Source organism: Luteimonas sp. A611 (assembly GCF_054072715.1).
The window spans coordinates 495,417-510,409 of sequence record NZ_JBSVRP010000002.1 but is presented as its reverse complement, the minus strand read 5'-3'; the positions used below and the strand labels follow the sequence as shown (position 1 = coordinate 510,409).

General features: G+C 68.2%; 14 protein-coding genes. 3 read left to right on the top strand and 11 right to left on the bottom strand.

What is annotated here, in order from left to right; translation table 11 throughout:
• Positions 1-206: 206 nt before the first annotated feature.
• The 4 genes from ACW5EG_RS12610 to ACW5EG_RS12595 form a co-directional block, all read right to left on the bottom strand.
• Positions 207-1,088 carry a DUF4198 domain-containing protein gene (locus tag ACW5EG_RS12610; protein WP_457021689.1) on the bottom strand — a complete coding sequence of 294 codons (882 nt, stop codon included), beginning with the start codon at positions 1,086-1,088 and terminating at the stop codon, positions 207-209.
• Between the two features lie 37 nt (positions 1,089-1,125).
• Positions 1,126-1,641, bottom strand: a complete 516-nt coding sequence (locus tag ACW5EG_RS12605; RefSeq protein WP_457021687.1) for a DUF2271 domain-containing protein — start codon at positions 1,639-1,641, stop codon at positions 1,126-1,128.
• Positions 1,642-1,663: 22 nt separating this feature from the next.
• The gene (locus ACW5EG_RS12600; protein ID WP_457021685.1) at positions 1,664-2,311 is read right to left on the bottom strand and encodes a PepSY-associated TM helix domain-containing protein; all 648 of its coding nucleotides are present in this window, start codon (positions 2,309-2,311) and stop codon (positions 1,664-1,666) included.
• A 117-nt stretch (positions 2,312-2,428) separates the two neighbouring features.
• Positions 2,429-4,801, bottom strand: coding sequence for a TonB-dependent receptor domain-containing protein (locus ACW5EG_RS12595; protein ID WP_457021683.1), 2,373 nt, complete (start codon positions 4,799-4,801; stop codon positions 2,429-2,431).
• Between the two features lies 1 nt (position 4,802).
• Here ACW5EG_RS12595 and ACW5EG_RS12590 point away from each other — a divergent pair, with 1 nt between their 5' ends.
• Positions 4,803-5,021, top strand: coding sequence for a hypothetical protein (locus tag ACW5EG_RS12590; RefSeq protein ID WP_457021681.1), 219 nt, complete (start codon positions 4,803-4,805; stop codon positions 5,019-5,021).
• Between the two features lie 334 nt (positions 5,022-5,355).
• Here ACW5EG_RS12590 and ACW5EG_RS12585 read toward each other — a convergent pair whose 3' ends face one another.
• The 7 genes from ACW5EG_RS12585 to ACW5EG_RS12555 all read right to left on the bottom strand — a co-directional run bounded on the left by ACW5EG_RS12585 (position 5,356) and on the right by ACW5EG_RS12555 (position 11,844).
• Positions 5,356-5,688 carry a non-heme iron oxygenase ferredoxin subunit gene (locus tag ACW5EG_RS12585; protein ID WP_457021679.1) on the bottom strand — a complete coding sequence of 111 codons (333 nt, stop codon included), beginning with the start codon at positions 5,686-5,688 and terminating at the stop codon, positions 5,356-5,358.
• On the bottom strand, positions 5,685-6,227 hold the full coding sequence (locus ACW5EG_RS12580) for a GNAT family N-acetyltransferase (protein ID WP_457021677.1): 543 nt from the start codon (positions 6,225-6,227) through the stop codon (positions 5,685-5,687). The genes ACW5EG_RS12585 and ACW5EG_RS12580 overlap by 4 nt, the downstream gene beginning before the upstream one ends.
• Before the next feature lie 243 nt (positions 6,228-6,470).
• Complete coding sequence (locus tag ACW5EG_RS12575) at positions 6,471-7,733, bottom strand: cysteine desulfurase (RefSeq protein ID WP_457021820.1); 1,263 nt, start codon at positions 7,731-7,733, stop codon at positions 6,471-6,473.
• A gap of 11 nt (positions 7,734-7,744) precedes the next feature.
• Positions 7,745-9,007: a Fe-S cluster assembly protein SufD gene (sufD, locus tag ACW5EG_RS12570; RefSeq protein ID WP_457021675.1), complete on the bottom strand. Its 1,263-nt coding sequence runs from the start codon at positions 9,005-9,007 to the stop codon at positions 7,745-7,747.
• Positions 9,004-9,768, bottom strand: coding sequence for a Fe-S cluster assembly ATPase SufC (gene sufC, locus ACW5EG_RS12565; protein WP_457018648.1), 765 nt, complete (start codon positions 9,766-9,768; stop codon positions 9,004-9,006). Before sufC ends, sufD begins: the two co-directional genes overlap by 4 nt.
• Before the next feature lie 136 nt (positions 9,769-9,904).
• On the bottom strand, positions 9,905-11,368 hold the full coding sequence (sufB, locus tag ACW5EG_RS12560) for a Fe-S cluster assembly protein SufB (protein WP_457021818.1): 1,464 nt from the start codon (positions 11,366-11,368) through the stop codon (positions 9,905-9,907).
• A gap of 17 nt (positions 11,369-11,385) precedes the next feature.
• The gene (locus ACW5EG_RS12555; RefSeq protein ID WP_457018649.1) at positions 11,386-11,844 is read right to left on the bottom strand and encodes an SUF system Fe-S cluster assembly regulator; all 459 of its coding nucleotides are present in this window, start codon (positions 11,842-11,844) and stop codon (positions 11,386-11,388) included.
• Positions 11,845-12,101: 257 nt separating this feature from the next.
• On the opposite strand from ACW5EG_RS12555, the gene ACW5EG_RS12550 reads away from it, so the two are divergent.
• Both ACW5EG_RS12550 and ACW5EG_RS12545 read left to right on the top strand, forming a co-directional pair.
• Complete coding sequence (locus ACW5EG_RS12550; RefSeq protein WP_457021673.1) at positions 12,102-12,587, top strand: SET domain-containing protein; 486 nt, start codon at positions 12,102-12,104, stop codon at positions 12,585-12,587.
• A 118-nt stretch (positions 12,588-12,705) separates the two neighbouring features.
• Positions 12,706-14,952 (top strand): DUF5916 domain-containing protein, encoded by a 2,247-nt coding sequence (locus ACW5EG_RS12545; RefSeq protein ID WP_457021671.1) that lies wholly within the window; start codon positions 12,706-12,708, stop codon positions 14,950-14,952.
• Positions 14,953-14,993: the final 41 nt, after the last annotated feature.

Sequence of the window (14,993 nt, the reverse complement as noted above, 5' to 3'; positions counted from 1 at the left end):
GCAGGATGCCCTGACCGAGGGAGGAGCGGCTACGGGGCGACAGGGCGTGGCGTCCATCCGGAGGCGTCAAATGGGCGCGCGACTCCAAAGTTGGGGCAGTTGCGGAGGTTCCGGCCATCACAGCTCAATGCAGGATCAAAATGGATCCCGGCGTTCGCCGGGATGACGACGGCAAGGGGCTAGGCGGCTAGGCAGCGCGGCGGTCACTACTGCGGCAGTACTTCCAACGTGGCGACGTACGACAGGCGGCGCTGGGTGGCCTGCGGGATCGACGGCTTGTCGTCCTGCACGCTGGTTTCCAGCCAGTACATGCCGGGCTCCGGCCAGGTGATCCGCAGCAGGCCTTCGGCATCGCTGGTCGCGGCCTGGTCTTCCTGCGCGTTGCGATAGCGGGTACCGCCGCGCACGATCTCGAATTCCAGCCCGGCGGCAGGCTTGCCGTCGACCAGCACGCGGAAGGTGGCTTCCTCGCCCGCGACCAGGTCGTTGGGGTGCGTCACCGGGGCCAGTTCGATGCCCTTGCCGGTCGGTGCGAGCGCGGTCTCGTTGGGAGCGCCGTTGGTGACGAAGGTTTCCACGCGCCCGACGGTCTGGGTGACCTGCAGGTTCTGCGCGTCCTTCGGTACCTTGGTCGCCAGTTCTTCAGCGCTTGCATTGCGCAGGAAGCCGCCGCGCGTTGCAGGGGCCGCGCCCGGGCCGCTGACCGGCTTGCCTTCGGCTTCCGCCGCTGCCTTGGCGGCGAGACTTTCGGGCGTGTCCCAGCGCGCGGAGAGGCCGGCGTTGGCGTTGGCGATGCGATAGGTGCCCTGCTGCGCGAGCTGCACGTCGAAGGTGCTGCGGTACTTGCCGGTGCTGGCGTTCTGCAGCTCGACCGTGCTGCCGTCCGGCGCGGTGGCGGTCACGTTGTCCAGGCGCATCGGCACGTGGTCGGGGAAGAACAGCTGGTTGGACACCGCGCCGTCGAAGGTCACCCACACGTCGCTGCCGTTGACCACGGCCTGCGAGGGGATGATCCATTGCTTGTGCGCGGCGGCCGACAGCGGCAGCAGCGCGGCGATCGCCAGGGCGAGCAGGGACGTACGCTTCATGGATGACTCCTTGATCGAAGGGGATATGCGTGCGCGCTCAGGGCGTGAGCCTGAGCGATACGGTGCCGAGTTCGCTGCTGCCCTGCGCGCGGCCGGACTGCGCGGCCTTGACCGGCCAGCTGAAGGGGATCTTGAGCAGTTCGCGGCCGCCGACCTCGCGCACGGCCTCGACCACCAGCGTGTACTCGCCCGGCGCCAGCTTCGACAGCTCCGGGTGCGAATCGTCGAAGCCCAGCTCGTGCGTGCCGGCCGGGCGCGTGGGCCCGGTGACGCCGTCAACCGGCACCTCGAGCGTGCGCCCGGATTTGCGCCACCACTGGCGCAGGTCGGGCAGCCACTTGGTGCCGTGGCCTTCGCTGGTGTCCTTGCTCATGTACCAGGCCGCGAGGTTGGCCGCGTGCTTGCCGCCCGGGCCTTCCACGAATATCGCCACGTAGGGCCGGTGGTACTCGGCGACCTTCATCTGCGGGATCTGCACCGAGACGGTGACGTCGGCGGCCTGCGCCGGGAGGGCGAGCAGGCTGCCCAGTGCAACGGTCAGCTGGATGCGCATGGCAAACCTCTTGATGTTCGAATCAGTGGATGAACAGCAGCGCCAGCAGCGCCGGTATCAGCAGGCCCAGGCCGACCCAGGGCCAGGTCATGCGCCGCTGGCGCGCATGCATCTGCAGCAGCAACAGGCCGGTGACGGTAAATACAACGCAAGCCAGGGCGAAGATGTCGATGAACCAGCCCCAGGCCGGCCCGCTGTTGCGGCCCTTGTGCAGGTCGTTGAGGTACGAGATCGCGCCGCGGTCGGTGCGCTCGTACTCGATGTCGCCGGTCTCGCGATCGATGCTCAGCCAGGCATCGTGGCCGGGCCCCGGCATCGACAGGTAGACCTCGTCCTCGGACCACTCCGCCTCGCGGCTGCCGATGGACGCATCGAGCGTTCCCGACAACCAGGCCGCCACCTCGCGCGGCAGCGGCGCATTGCCCTCGTCGCGCCCGGCCGGCAGCGCCCGCAGCAGGTCGGGCGGCAGGATGGCGGTGCGGTTGTCCACCCGCGGCTCGGCCTCGATCTTCGACGCGTGGTTGAGCGTGATCCCGGTCACCGCGAACAGCAGCATGCCCACCAGGCACAGCGCCGAGCTGATCCAGTGCCACTGGTGCAGCGTGCGCAGCCAGAAGCCGCGGCGCTGCTGGCGGCCCAGGTCGGGTAACGGAGCCTCGTGGGCCGGCATGAAGAAGGGTCGAGGGGGAGGGGTGGGCAATTATATGCGTCAGACGAGAAGGGTTCTCATTCCGCCCGGCTGTGACGCCCGCGCCCGGAACCTCGGGGCGCGTGCGTGCACGTGCGCTCAGAACTGCACGTTGACGCTCAGCCACAGGTTCCGCGCCTTGTCCTTGTTGTTGTAGTCGTCCAGGTAGGTCGGGGCCCATTCGCCGGTGTTCGCGTTCTCCGTCCAGAGCGTCTGGAACGAGGTGAAGTCCTCGTCGAGCAGGTTGTTGATCCGCGCGTTGACGCTGACGTTGTCGTTGAACCGGTACTGCGCGCCGAGGTGGAGCACGGTGTAGTCCTCGTAATCGTGGCGCACGCCGTCGATGATGTCGCGGTAGCGCCTGGAGCGCGTCTCCGAGATCAGCTGCATGCTGAAGCGGTCCGTCGCCTGCCAGCCGAGGCTGGCGTTGGCCATGTGCTTGGCGGTGTCGGTCAACGGCAGGCCCGCCTGCGCGCCGCTGAGCTGCTCGCTGTCGGTGTAGGTGTAGTTCGCGCGCAGCGACAGGGCTTCGGTGATGCCCCAGCGCCCGGCCAGTTCGGCGCCCTGGATGCGGACCTCGTCGATGTTGATGTTCTGCGCGTAGGTCGTGTAGCCGAGTTGCGCGAAGTCGCCGAGATTGGCGCAGGGGCGCACGCCGCCGGTCTGCTCGCAGCTCAGGTTGGACTCGCCCCGGGCGATCTTGTCCTCGAAATCGTTGCGGAAGACGGTGGCATTGAAATTGTGGCGGCTGTCGGGCGAGGTCCAGTACAGGGCGATCTCGCTGTTGACGCTGGTCTCGGGCTGGAGGTCGGGGTTGCCGACGAAAGGCGAGGTGCCCTGGCCGCCGAAACCGGTGATGCCGTCGTACAGGTCGGTGGTCTTGGGCGTCTTGTAGCCGGTGCTGACACCGCCCTTGAGCGTCCAGGCCGGGCCGATATCCCAGACCGCGTAGGCGCGCGGACTCAGGTGGCTGCCGAACACGTTGTGGTCGTCGTGGCGCAGGCCGAGGGTGATGGTCAGCGCCTCGATCGGACTCCAGTTGTCCTCGGCGAACAGCGACCACATCTTGTGCTCCTGCACCGTCCCGTTGCCTTCGCCGCCGCCCTCCAGGCCGAACACGCCGTCCGCGAGTTCGCCGTCGATGGCCTGGCCGCCGACGATGAAGTGGTGCTGTTCGCCCAGGGCGAAGTCGAGCTTGGCGTCCAGCGTGTACTGGTTGCTTTCCATGGTGCGCTTGGGGCGCGGCAGGAAGGTGTCGGCGACCAGCTGGCGGCGCTCGTCGCGGGTCAGCCCCGCGTACGGGCCGGCGTTGCAGGTGGCTGCGTCATCGCAGTACATGTCCAGGTGGAGCAGGCGCTCGGCCACGGTGAAGGGCAGGGTGCGGCCGTGGTTGGCAGTGTCGATGTGCGCCAGCGAGACGAAGCTGCTGCCCCACTCCCAGCGGCCCTGGTGGGTGATCGCCCACTGGTCGCGGGTGAACTCCTGGTCTGCGGCATAGCCCACGCGCGGCGCGGAGCGCCACAGGCCCTCGATCCCGTCGACGGTGCCCAGCGGATAGGTCTCGGTGCCGAGGTTGTTGATGTAGGGCGTGTTGTCGTAGACCTGTTCGGACTTGTCGTAGTCGAAGACCAGGCTCTGGTATTCGCTCGGCGTCCAGCTCAGGGTGGCCCCCATGGTCTTGTTGGTGTTGTCCACCGTCTTGCCGCCGCCGCCGAAGCCCAGTGAGCGCTCGAACTCGGTGCCGTCGGGTGCGGTGATGATCTCGTATTCGGGTGTGGATGCGTCGCGGTCGTAGCGCGAAGCGCGCACGCCCAGGCCGAGCCTGTCCTTGACCAACGGGCCGCTGACGGCGAAGTCGAGGGTGGTGTCGGTGCCGAAGTCGTCGTTTTCCTGGAAGTTGCGCGAAACCGTCGTCGAACCACTCCAGCTGTCACCGACCTTGCGGGTGATGATGTTGATCACGCCGCCCAGGGCGTCGGCGCCGTACAGGGTGGAGGCCGGGCCGCGGATCACTTCGATGCGCTCGATCATGTCCAGCGGTGGGATGTGGTTGAACTGGTTGCCGCCGAAGTTGTTGGGGTAGATGTCGCCGTGGTTGTTCTGGCGTCGGCCGTCGATCAGGATCAGGGTGTAGTCCGCACCCATGCCGCGCATGCTGATCGTCTTCTGGCCGGTCTTGTCGGAGGTTTCCCCCACGTCCACGCCCTCCAGGTCGCGCACCGCATCGATCAGGGTGATGTACGGCCGCGTGGTCAGCTCCTCGCGGGTGATCACGCTGATGCTGGCGGGCGCGTCGGTGATCTTCTGCTCGAAGCCGGCGGCGGTGACCACGACGGCGTCGAAGTCGACCGGGGCGAGCACCGGGGCCGGAGCGGGAGTCGGAGCTGCCGCGGCGTGGGCCGAGAGGCCGAGGGCGAGGGTGCAGGTCAGGGGCGAGCGGCGCAGCAGGCTGCGCAGGGAGGAGGTGGGCATGATGTCGTCGTTCAAGGTGGCGTGGGGCGACCTGGTCGGCGGGGCGGGCGCTGGGCTGGCGGCCGGGCCGGACGCGAGAGATGGGTGTGGCGGTCAGGCGCGCGGCGGTGCGTTCGCGGGCGGCCGCCATGCGGCGGTCGGCGAAGCAGGAGCGAACTGGGGCAGGCGCCTGGACACGTTGGATTTCCCGAAGGGCGGCAGCAGATGCGCCCGATCGTGAAAATGGTAAACGAGAATCCTTATCAAACGCAATCGCAACATCGCCTGGGGCGACGCTGGGTGCTGCTTTCTGCCTCTCATGCCGCCGTGAGACTGGTAGCAACGCCTAGGCAGCGACTGCCGCTTGTACCGAGGCCACCCAATATCTCGTCATCCGCGCGAAGGGCTTCGCAACAGCCGCAGGCTGGTCAAGCGGTGATCCATGCTGACTTCAGCTATTCACGCGTTCGATGAATGTGTCCCGGCGAACTCGCTCGAAGGCACCTGCACGAGGCACCGCTTTCACGGAATGCTGGGCACCAGGGAGCCCAGCTTCCCGAAGGAGCCAGGCCATCTCAATCCCGGTCGTCCCGCACCCAGATGCCACCATCGACAGCCCTGACCGGGAACTTCGCCACCGGCTCATAGGCCGGGGCGCACAGGGCACGACCGTCACGGATATCGAAGCGGGCCCCGTGCAGCACGCATTCCACGGTGCCGTCGCCGATCTCGAAGCTGCCGGCCGACAGTTCGAAATCCTCGTGCGTGCACTTGTCCTCGAGCGCGTAGAGGCTGCCGTCGAGGTTGAACACCACGATGCCGGCACCGGTGACCTCGTCGAAGCCGGTCTGCATCTCGCCGGGCAGCAGTTCCGAGGTCGCGCAGATGCGGGTCCAGGTCTCGCTCATGCGCCTGCCCCGTCGTCGAAGCGCTTCTCCAGCACCTCGAACCGCAGGTCGTCGCGCAGCGGGACGCCGAAACGTTCGTCGCCGTAGGGAAACGGCTTCAGGATGCCGGTGCGGCGGTAGTCACGGCGCTGGTACCAGGCGATCAGCTCGTCGCGCAGGTCGATCACGGTCATCCGCATCGCCGGCAATGCCCACTCCTCGCGGGCCACGCGCTCGCATTCGGCCAGCAGGCGGGCGCCGAGACCGCCACCCTGCAGGCCAGGCTGCACGGCGAACATGCCGAAATACGCGGCATCGCCGTCGTCGGCCACGTGTGCGCAGGCGACCAGGCCGTCGCTGCCATCCACCACCAGCACGCGGCTGCGCGGCCGCGCCATGTCCGCGCGCAGCACCTGCGGGTCGATGCGCGCGCCGTCCAGCAGGTCGGCCTCGGTGGTCCAGCCGGCGCGGCTGGCCTCGCCGCGGTAGGCGCAGGTGACCAGTGCCACCAGGGCTGGGATGTCGGCTTCGGTGGCGGTGCGGGGGGCGTCAGGCGGCATGCCGGCATTCTAGTGCGACGACCCAAAGGGTGTCCGCGAAGCGTGGCGTGTCCGGCCATGCGTCTGAAAAGCGGGTGTTGCGGGGAAAGGGCCGCGCATGCGGCATCGGCCAACGCATCAAGGGGGCATCGCCCAAACTTGTCATCTCGAACGCAGTGAGAGATCCCGCCACCTGAGACGGGCGGCTCGCCGAGGACCAGATCTCTCACTGCGTTCGAGATGACAGGACTGGGGACAGGCCACTCACCCCAGCAGCCGGCGCACCTTCTGCAGCGCCATCACGAACGCGTCGATCTCTTCATGCGTGTTGTAGAACGCCAGCGAGGCGCGGCAGGTCGCCGCGACGCCATAGAACTGCAGCAGCGGATGCGCGCAGTGCTGGCCGGAGCGCACGGCCACGCCCTCGAGATCGAGCAGGGTTGCCAGGTCGTGCGCATGCGCGCCTTCGACCAGGAACGACACCACCGCCGCCTTCTCCGGCGCGCGACCGATGATGCGCACGCCACCGGCGGCGTCGAGTGCTTCGGTCAGGTGCGCGAGCAGCTCGGCCTCGCGCGCCTCGATCGCATCCATGCCGATGCCCTGCAGGTAGTCCACCGCCGCGCGCAGGCCGACAAAGCCGGCGATGTTGGGCGTGCCGGCCTCGAAGCGGTGCGGCGGATCGTTGAACACGGTGCCGTCGAAGCTGACCTCGCGGATCATCTCGCCGCCGCCCAGGAACGGCGGCATCGCCTGCAGGTGCTCGCGCCGGCCCCAGAGCACGCCGGTGCCGGTCGGGCCGCACATCTTGTGGCCTGTGAACGCATAGAAGTCGCAGCCGATCGCGGCCACGTCCACCGCCCGGTGCGGCACGGCCTGCGAGCCGTCGACCATGGTGACGATGCCGCGCCGACGTGCCTCGCGACAGATCTCGCGCACCGGGTTGACTGTGCCCAGCACGTTGGACACGTGGCTGATCGCCAGCAGCTTCACTTCCGGCGTCATCGCCCGACGCAACGCGTCGAGGTCGAGCGTGCCATCGGGCGTGATCTCCGCGACCCGCACCGTGGCGCCGGTGCGCTCGGCGACCAGCTGCCAGGGCACGATGTTGGCGTGGTGCTCCATGCGCGAGACCAGGATCACGTCGCCGGCGCGCAGCCGCGGCAGCGCCCACGAATACGCGACCAGGTTGATGGCGAAGGTGGTGCCGCTGCACAGCACCAGCTCGTCGCTGCGTGCGTTGATGAAGCGCGCCAGCGTGGTGCGCGCGGCTTCGAAGGCTTCGGTGGCCTCGGTGCCGAGCGTATGCACCGCGCGGCTCACGTTGGCGTTGTGGTGGCGGTAGAACGCGTCCATCGCCTCGATCACCACGGCCGGCTTCTGTCCGGTGTTGGCGCTGTCCAGGTAGACCAGCGGCTTGCCGTGGACCTGCCGCTGCAGCAGCGGGAAATCGGCGCGTACCTTCAGCCAATCGGGTCCTCCTCCTTCCCCCGCTTGCGGGGGAAGGCCGGGATGGGGGCGCGTCAGGCCCGTCGTACTCACGCCGACAGCCCCTCCAGCGTCGCATCCAGACGCGCCAGCAGGGCGTCGCGCACGGCAGGGTCCTGCACCGCCACCAGCGGCTCGCGGCAGAATGCAGCGGTCAGCAGCTGCCGCGCCTCGTCCTGCGGCAGGCCCCGCGCGCGCAGGTAGAACAGCGCGTTCGCGTCGATCTGGCCAACGGTCGCGCCGTGTGCGGCCTGGACCTCGTCGGCGTGGATCACCAGCACCGGCTGGGTGTCGATCTCTGCGGTGGACGACAGCAGCAGGTTCTTGTTCGACAGGCGCGCATCGGTACCGTCGGCGCCCTTGTGGATGGTGATGCCGCCATGGAACACCGCGCGGCCGCGGCCGGCGCCGATGCCGCGCCACAGCAACTCGCAGCTGGTATCGCGTGCGACGTGCTCGATCCCCAGCCGCGTGTCCAGGTGGCGGCGACCGTTCGCCAGCAGCACGCCATGTGCAGCCAGCGCGGCGCGCTCGCCCTCCAGGCGCACGTTGAGCTCATGGCGCGACAGCGCGCCGCCGAGTTCCAGGTCGACGCGGTGATAGCGCGCGTCGGCCTGCAGGACGACATCGGTGCGGGCGAACGAGGTCGCGCCGTCGGCCGCGCGCTGTACCCGCGCGTGCTCGAGCAGCGCGCCCTGCGCGACCGAAATCTCGACGGTGCCGGTGTCGAGATGGCGATGCTCGCCAGCAGCGAGGTGGTGCTCGACGACGCGCAGTGCGGCGCCGGGACCCACCTCGATACGGTGGTGCAGGTGCCAGGCCAGTGCGTCCGCCTCGCCGGCCGCGCCGACGAAGACCAGGTGGACGGGGCGTTCCGCCTGCGCGCCCGGGTCCACGCGCAGACGCACGCCGGTCTGCGCCAGCGCCGCGTTGAGCCGCGCGAATACCGAATCGCCCGGTGCCATGGGCGCATCACCGGTGGTTTCGGCGGGGGTTACCGGTTCGCCGGGTTCGCCTGCAGCGAGCTGGACGCCGTCGGGCAGTTGATCGAGCTGCGACAGCGCCGCGTCGAAGTGGCCGTTGACGAACACCAGCCGTGGCGCCGGAACGTCGGCAAGCAGACCCGGATCGATCGCGGGCGCGCCCCCGGTCTGGCTGAAGCTGCGCCGCTCCAGCGCGCGCAGCGGGGTGTACTTCCAGCGCTCGCTGCGTGCGCCCGGCAGCCCATCTCGCAGTGCTGCATCGAGCAGGGCGCGGCGTGAGGCGTCGCCGGAAAATCCCGAGGCCAGCGATTCGAGCAGCGGGCTGGTCACGCGGCGGCCCCCGGTGCCTGGCGGCCGGCGATCCATTCGTAGCCGTGTTCCTCCAGCTGCTGCGCCAGCTCCGGCCCACCGGATTCGACGATGCGGCCATCGGCCAGCACGTGCACCACGTCGGGCCTGATGTGGTCGAGCAGGCGCTGGTAATGGGTGATCACCACGAAGGCGCGATCAGGCGAGCGCAGCGTGTTGACGCCTTCGGCGACGTGGCGCAGCGCATCGATGTCCAGGCCCGAATCGGTCTCGTCCAGGATCGCCAGGCGCGGTTCCAGCACGGCAAGCTGGAAAATCTCGTTGCGCTTCTTCTCGCCGCCCGAGAAGCCCTCGTTGACGCCGCGATGCAGCAGCTTGTCGTCCAGGTGCAGCACCGACAGCTTCTCGCGCACCAGCTTGAGGAACTGCATCGAGTCCAGCTCCTCCTCGCCGCGCGCCTTGCGCTGCGCGTTGAGCGCGCTGCGCAGGAAGTAGGTGTTGTTCACGCCGGGGATCTCGACCGGGTACTGGAAGGCCAGGAACACGCCGGCGGCAGCGCGCTCTTCCGGCGCCAGTTCCAGCAGCGGCCGGCCATCGAACTCGACCGTGCCCGCGCTGATCTCGTAGCCCTCGCGACCGGCGAGGATGTTGCCAAGCGTGGATTTACCGGCGCCGTTGGGGCCCATGATGGCGTGCACCTCGCCCGGCTTCACGTGCAGCGAGAGGCCTTTGAGGATGTCGCGTCCGCCGATGGCGGCGTGGAGATTGTCGATCTTGAGCATGGTGGGTTCCGTAGTTGTCTTCGCTCCCTCACCCGCTTGCGGGGGAGGGCCGGGGTGGGGGTGCGTCGCGTCGGACCGTCCCCCATCCACCCTTCGGGCACCTTCCCCCGCATGCGGGGGAAGGGAGGTTTCTGGCTTAGCCGACCGAGCCTTCCAGGCTCACGTCCAGCAGCTTCTTGGCTTCCACCGCGAACTCCATCGGCAGCTCGCGGAAGACCTGCTTGCAGAAGCCGTCGACGATCAGGCTCACCGCGTCTTCCTCGGAGATGCCGCGGGCGCGGCAGTAGAACATCTGGTCGTCGCTGATCTTGGAGGTGGTGGCCTCGTGCTCGACCGTGGCGCTCGGGTTCTTCACCTCGATGTAGGGGAAGGTGTGCGCGCCGCACTTCTTGCCGATCAGCAGGCTGTCGCACTGGGTGTGGTTGCGCGCGCCCTCCGCGCCAGCGGCGATCTTGACCAGGCCGCGGTAGGTGTTCTGCCCGCGGCCGGCGCTGATGCCCTTGCTGACGATCTTGCTCTTGGTGCGTTTGCCGACGTGGATCATCTTGGTGCCGGTGTCGGCCTGCTGGCAGTGGTGGGTGAGCGCGACCGAGTGGAACTCGCCGGACGAGTCGTCGCCCAGCAGCACGCAGGACGGGTACTTCCAGGTGATCGCCGAGCCGGTTTCGACCTGCGCCCAGACCACCTTGCTGCGCGCGCCGCGACATTCGGCGCGCTTGGTGACGAAGTTGTAGATGCCGCCCACGCCGTTCTCGTCGCCGGGGTACCAGTTCTGCACGGTCGAGTACTTGACCTCGGCATCGTCCAGCGTGACCAGCTCGACCACCGCCGCGTGCAGCTGGTTCTCGTCGCGCATCGGCGCGGTGCAGCCTTCGAGGTAGGACACGTGCGAGCCCTCCTCGGCGATGATCAGGGTGCGCTCGAACTGGCCAGTGTGGCCGGCGTTGATGCGGAAGTAGGTGGACAGTTCCATCGGGCAGCGCACGCCCTTGGGGATGAACACGAACGAGCCGTCCGAGAACACCGCCGAATTCAGCGCCGCGAAGTAGTTGTCGCCCACCGGCACCACCGTGCCCAGGTACTTGCGCACCAGGTCGGGGTGGTCCTGGATCGCTTCGGACATCGAGCAGAAGATGATGCCTTTCTCGGCCAGCTCCTTGCGGAAGGTGGTGCCGACCGAGACCGAATCGAACACCGCGTCCACCGCCACGCCGGCCAGCCGGGCGCGCTCGTGCAGCGGCACGCCAAGCTTGTCGTAGGTGTCGAGCAGTTCCTGCGGCACTTCGTCGAAGGATTTGTACTTCGGGCCCTTGGGCGCGGAGTAGTAGCTGATCGCCTGGAAATCGATCGGCGCGATCCTGAGCTTGGCCCAGTGCGGCGCGGTCATGGTCAGCCAGTGCCGGTACGCGGCCAGGCGCCACTGCGTCATCCATTCCGGCTCGCCCTTCTTGGCCGACACGGCGCGGACGACATCCTCGTCCAGGCCGACCGGCAGCGAGTCGGACTCGATGTCGGTGATGAAGCCGGCATCGTAGCGACGGCCGAGCTGTTCGTGGACTTCCCTGTTGGCGACGGGTGCTTCTGCGAGTTGGGTGGCCATCTGGCTGCCTGTGGGGTTCATGCGTTGGCCAGTCGCGCGTCGATGCGCCGGCCGGATTGGGGTTGCGGAGGCGGAACGTCGCCGAGCATCTGCGCCAGGCTCACGGCGCGCAGCGCGGCGGAGACCACGTCGTTGATGCGGCGCCAGTTGCCGCGCACGCCGCACTGCTGCGAGATGCCGCAGTCGCCGTGGTCGAGGCTGCACTCGGTCATCGCCAGCGGGCCTTCCATCGCCTCGACGATCTCCACCAGGCTGATCTCGGCCGCCGGCCGCGCCAGGCGATAGCCGCCGTGGGCGCCGCGGAAGCCTTCCACCAGCCCGGCCTGCGCCAGCGGCTTGAGCAGCTTGCTCACGGTGGGGACTTCAAGCCCGGCGCGTTCGGCCAGCTCGCTCGCGCTCAGCACGGCGTCCGGCCGCGCGGCAAGCACGGTCAGCACGACGGTGGCGTAGTCGGTGAGCTTGGTGACGCGGAGCATGGCGGGGGCATTCCTTGAAAGCGGACCAAAATTGTACGCTTTAAGGCGTCTCGCCTCAAACCCACGGCGCGCGGGCATTCATGCGCGGCGCCGCCGCCGCGGTATGGGGCGCAACACGCCGTCCCACACCCGCGACTGCCGCCCGCATCCGTCAGGCGCGAAGCTTGCCTCGTCGGATGCTGGGCGGTACGGGCGGCGCCCGGCAGTCCGCGCCGGTCATGCCACAATGCCGCCTCCCGCCGCAAACGCTATCCGCGATGTCCAAGAACAAGAAGAAGATCGAAGCCCGCATGTCGCCGATCCACGGCAACGGCATATTCGCCAGCGAACTGATCAAGAAGGGCGAGCGGGTGATCCGCTACAAGGGCGTGCTGCGCACCCACGCGGAGGTGGACGAGGACTACGGCGAGGACGACGAGAACGGGCACACCTTCCTGTTCACGCTCAATGACGAATACGTCATCGATGCGAACGTCGGTGCCAACGTCGCACGCTGGATGAACCACAGCTGCGATCCCAACTGCGAGTCCGAGGTCGAGGAAGATGCCAAGAGCCGCAAGGACAAGGACAAGGTCTTCATCAACGCGCTGCGCAACATCAAGCCGGGCGATGAGCTGACCTACAACTACGGCATCGTCCTGGACGAGCCGCATACCGCCAAGGCCAAGAAGCTCTGGGCCTGCAAGTGCGGCTCGAAGAAGTGCACCGGGACCATGCTCCAGCCAAAGCGTCCCAAGCGCTGAGGCTCGCGCCGCGCGGGCGATGCCCGGAGCGGACAGAAGGTTGCCATGACCGATGGGACGCGCTGCGATGGGCGCGCGCCCCTAATCTGCGCCCCGGACAGTGCTGGAGGGGCATCGCGTGGGGCGCAGGGATCTGATCTGGCTGGGATTCGTGCTGCTGTCGGCGCTGGCTGCGCCGGCCGCCGCCGTGGAGATCGATGGCCACATCGGTGCCGACGAATGGGCCGGCGCCCGCCACATCGCCGATTTCCGCAAGGTCCAACCGCTGACCGGCGAACCCGGTTCGCTGCGCACCGAAGCCTGGGTGCTGGCCACCCCCGAAGGTCTGGCGGTCGCCTTCCGCAATGCGCAGCCGCCGGAAGTGCCACGCACCCGGCAGAAGGTGCGACGCGATTTCCAGGAGCAGGTGGACCGGGTCAACGTGTTCATCGACTTCGATGGTGGCGGGCGCACCGGATACGCCTTCACTGTCAGCTCCACCGGCGGCATGGCCGACGAGATCATCACCAACGAGAACCAGTTCAGTTCCGACTGGGACGGGCTCTGGCAGCAGGCGGTCAGCGAGGACGAGGCCGGCTGGAGCGCCGAGATCCTGGTGCCTTGGCACACCGCGTCGATGCAGCCGATCGAGGATGGCGAGCGCACGCTCAAGCTCTACCTGGCGCGCGTGATCGGCTCCACCGGTGAGCGCGTGGCCTGGCCGACGGCAAGCTTCGAGCGCTCGCGCTACCTGTCCGACTTCGCGCCGCTGGTGGTGCCCGGCTACGATCAGTCGCTGCTGGCGGTCACGCCCTATGTCTCCGGTCTGTACGACAACGTCCGCGGCGGCGGCGAGGGCAACGCCGGTGCCGACCTGTTCTGGAAGCCGAGCGGCCGCTTCCAGCTCTCGGCCACGGTCAACCCCGATTTCGGTCAGGTGGAAAGCGACGACCTGGTGGTGAACTTCAGCGCCACGGAGACCTTCGTCAGCGACAAGCGCCCGTTCTTCACCGAGAACCAGGGCATCTTCGAATACACCACGCCCTCGGATTCCAGCCAGCTGCTTTACACCCGGCGGATCGGCGGGCCGGCCGATGACGGCGGCGGCGCCAGCGACATCGCCGCCGCGGTCAAGCTCAACGGCAGCGTCGGCGACGTGAAGTACGGTGTGTTTTCGGCCGACGAGGCGGGCGAGGCCGGACGCAGCTTCCATGCGCTGCGCCTGGTGCAGGACTTCCAGGACCAGAACCTCGGCGTGATGCTGACCCGCGTGGAGCGGCCGTTCCTCGATCGCGAAGCCACCGTGCTGGGCGTGGACCACAACTGGCGGCCGACGCCGCGCTGGAACCTGCGCAGCCGCGTGCTGGGCAGCCGCATCGATGACGACGGCACCCGCAGCAGTGATCTCGGCGCCACGCTGTGGGCCGACTACGAGATGGACCACGGCTGGCGCCAGCAGTGGATCGCGATGCACTTCGGCGACGAGTTGGAGATCAACGACGCCGGCTATCTGGCGCGCAACAGCGTCAACTACCTGCACTGGCAGGTCTCGCGCCGCTTCACCGACCTGCCCGACGAATCGCGCGCCGCCTCGGTCGACTGGCGCGCGCGCGTGAGCGGCAATCACAACAACCACGGCGACCGCCTCAACGACCAGCTGCGGATCAGCCGCCAGGCCCAGTTGCGCGACGGCAGCAGCGCATTTGCACAGGTCAACATCAACAGTCGCGGGGTCAGCGACACGCTGCTGCGCGGGCGCGGGAACGTGCGCCTGCCGGCCAACTTCAACGCCTATTACGAGTTCGAGCGGCCGCGCAAGGGACGCTGGGCCCACGACGTCGAGGTCGAGCTGTTCGGCGGCGGTCTGGAAGGCAACCGCAAGCTCGGTGGCGCGCTGTGGTACGGCGCGACCTATTTCGTCACGGATGCCTTCAGCCTCAACGCCGGAGCAGCCCTGATCCAGCGGCCGGACTGGCTGATCTGGCAGGGCGCCGACAGCGGCAACCTGGTGGGGGCGTTCGAAGGCAAGGAAGCCAAGCTGCTGGCAGGCCTGGACTGGAACATCAGCGAACGCCAGGAGCTGCGGGTGAAGCTGCAGGCGATCGGCATCGATGCGCGCTTGCGCCAGGCCTGGCGCTTCGACCCGACCGGGCATGCGATCGCCGCAGCGGACCCGGTCGAGGATTTCAGCGTGCGCAACCTCGCCTTCCAGATCCGCTACCGCTATGAACTGGCGCCGCTGTCGCACCTGTATGTGGTCTACGGCCGCGGCGGCTTCGACCGAAGCGCGATCGCCGATGGCGTGGACAATGCGCTGGTGGACAGCTTCGACCTGCGCGACGACGAGCAACTGCTGGTGAAGCTCAGCTACCGTTTCGAGATCTAGCGCGACGTCTGCAGGTCATCGACCGCTGCATGCGATCCGTT

What these genes read in the sequence shown, in the direction of transcription:
- ACW5EG_RS12595 (WP_457021683.1), bottom strand. Translation starts at nt 4,801, where the DNA reads ATGCCCACCTCCTCCCTGCGCAGCCTGCTGCGCCGCTCGCCCCTGACC.
- ACW5EG_RS12585 (WP_457021679.1), bottom strand. Translation starts at nt 5,688, where the DNA reads ATGAGCGAGACCTGGACCCGCATCTGCGCGACCTCGGAACTGCTGCCC.
- ACW5EG_RS12610 (WP_457021689.1), bottom strand. Translation starts at nt 1,088, where the DNA reads ATGAAGCGTACGTCCCTGCTCGCCCTGGCGATCGCCGCGCTGCTGCCG.
- ACW5EG_RS12600 (WP_457021685.1), bottom strand. Translation starts at nt 2,311, where the DNA reads ATGCCGGCCCACGAGGCTCCGTTACCCGACCTGGGCCGCCAGCAGCGC.
- ACW5EG_RS12555 (WP_457018649.1), bottom strand. Translation starts at nt 11,844, where the DNA reads ATGCTCCGCGTCACCAAGCTCACCGACTACGCCACCGTCGTGCTGACC.
- ACW5EG_RS12590 (WP_457021681.1), top strand. Translation starts at nt 4,803, where the DNA reads ATGTCGTCGTTCAAGGTGGCGTGGGGCGACCTGGTCGGCGGGGCGGGC.
- ACW5EG_RS12605 (WP_457021687.1), bottom strand. Translation starts at nt 1,641, where the DNA reads ATGCGCATCCAGCTGACCGTTGCACTGGGCAGCCTGCTCGCCCTCCCG.
- sufB (WP_457021818.1), bottom strand. Translation starts at nt 11,368, where the DNA reads ATGGCCACCCAACTCGCAGAAGCACCCGTCGCCAACAGGGAAGTCCAC.
- sufC (WP_457018648.1), bottom strand. Translation starts at nt 9,768, where the DNA reads ATGCTCAAGATCGACAATCTCCACGCCGCCATCGGCGGACGCGACATC.
- ACW5EG_RS12580 (WP_457021677.1), bottom strand. Translation starts at nt 6,227, where the DNA reads ATGCCGCCTGACGCCCCCCGCACCGCCACCGAAGCCGACATCCCAGCC.
- ACW5EG_RS12550 (WP_457021673.1), top strand. Translation starts at nt 12,102, where the DNA reads ATGTCCAAGAACAAGAAGAAGATCGAAGCCCGCATGTCGCCGATCCAC.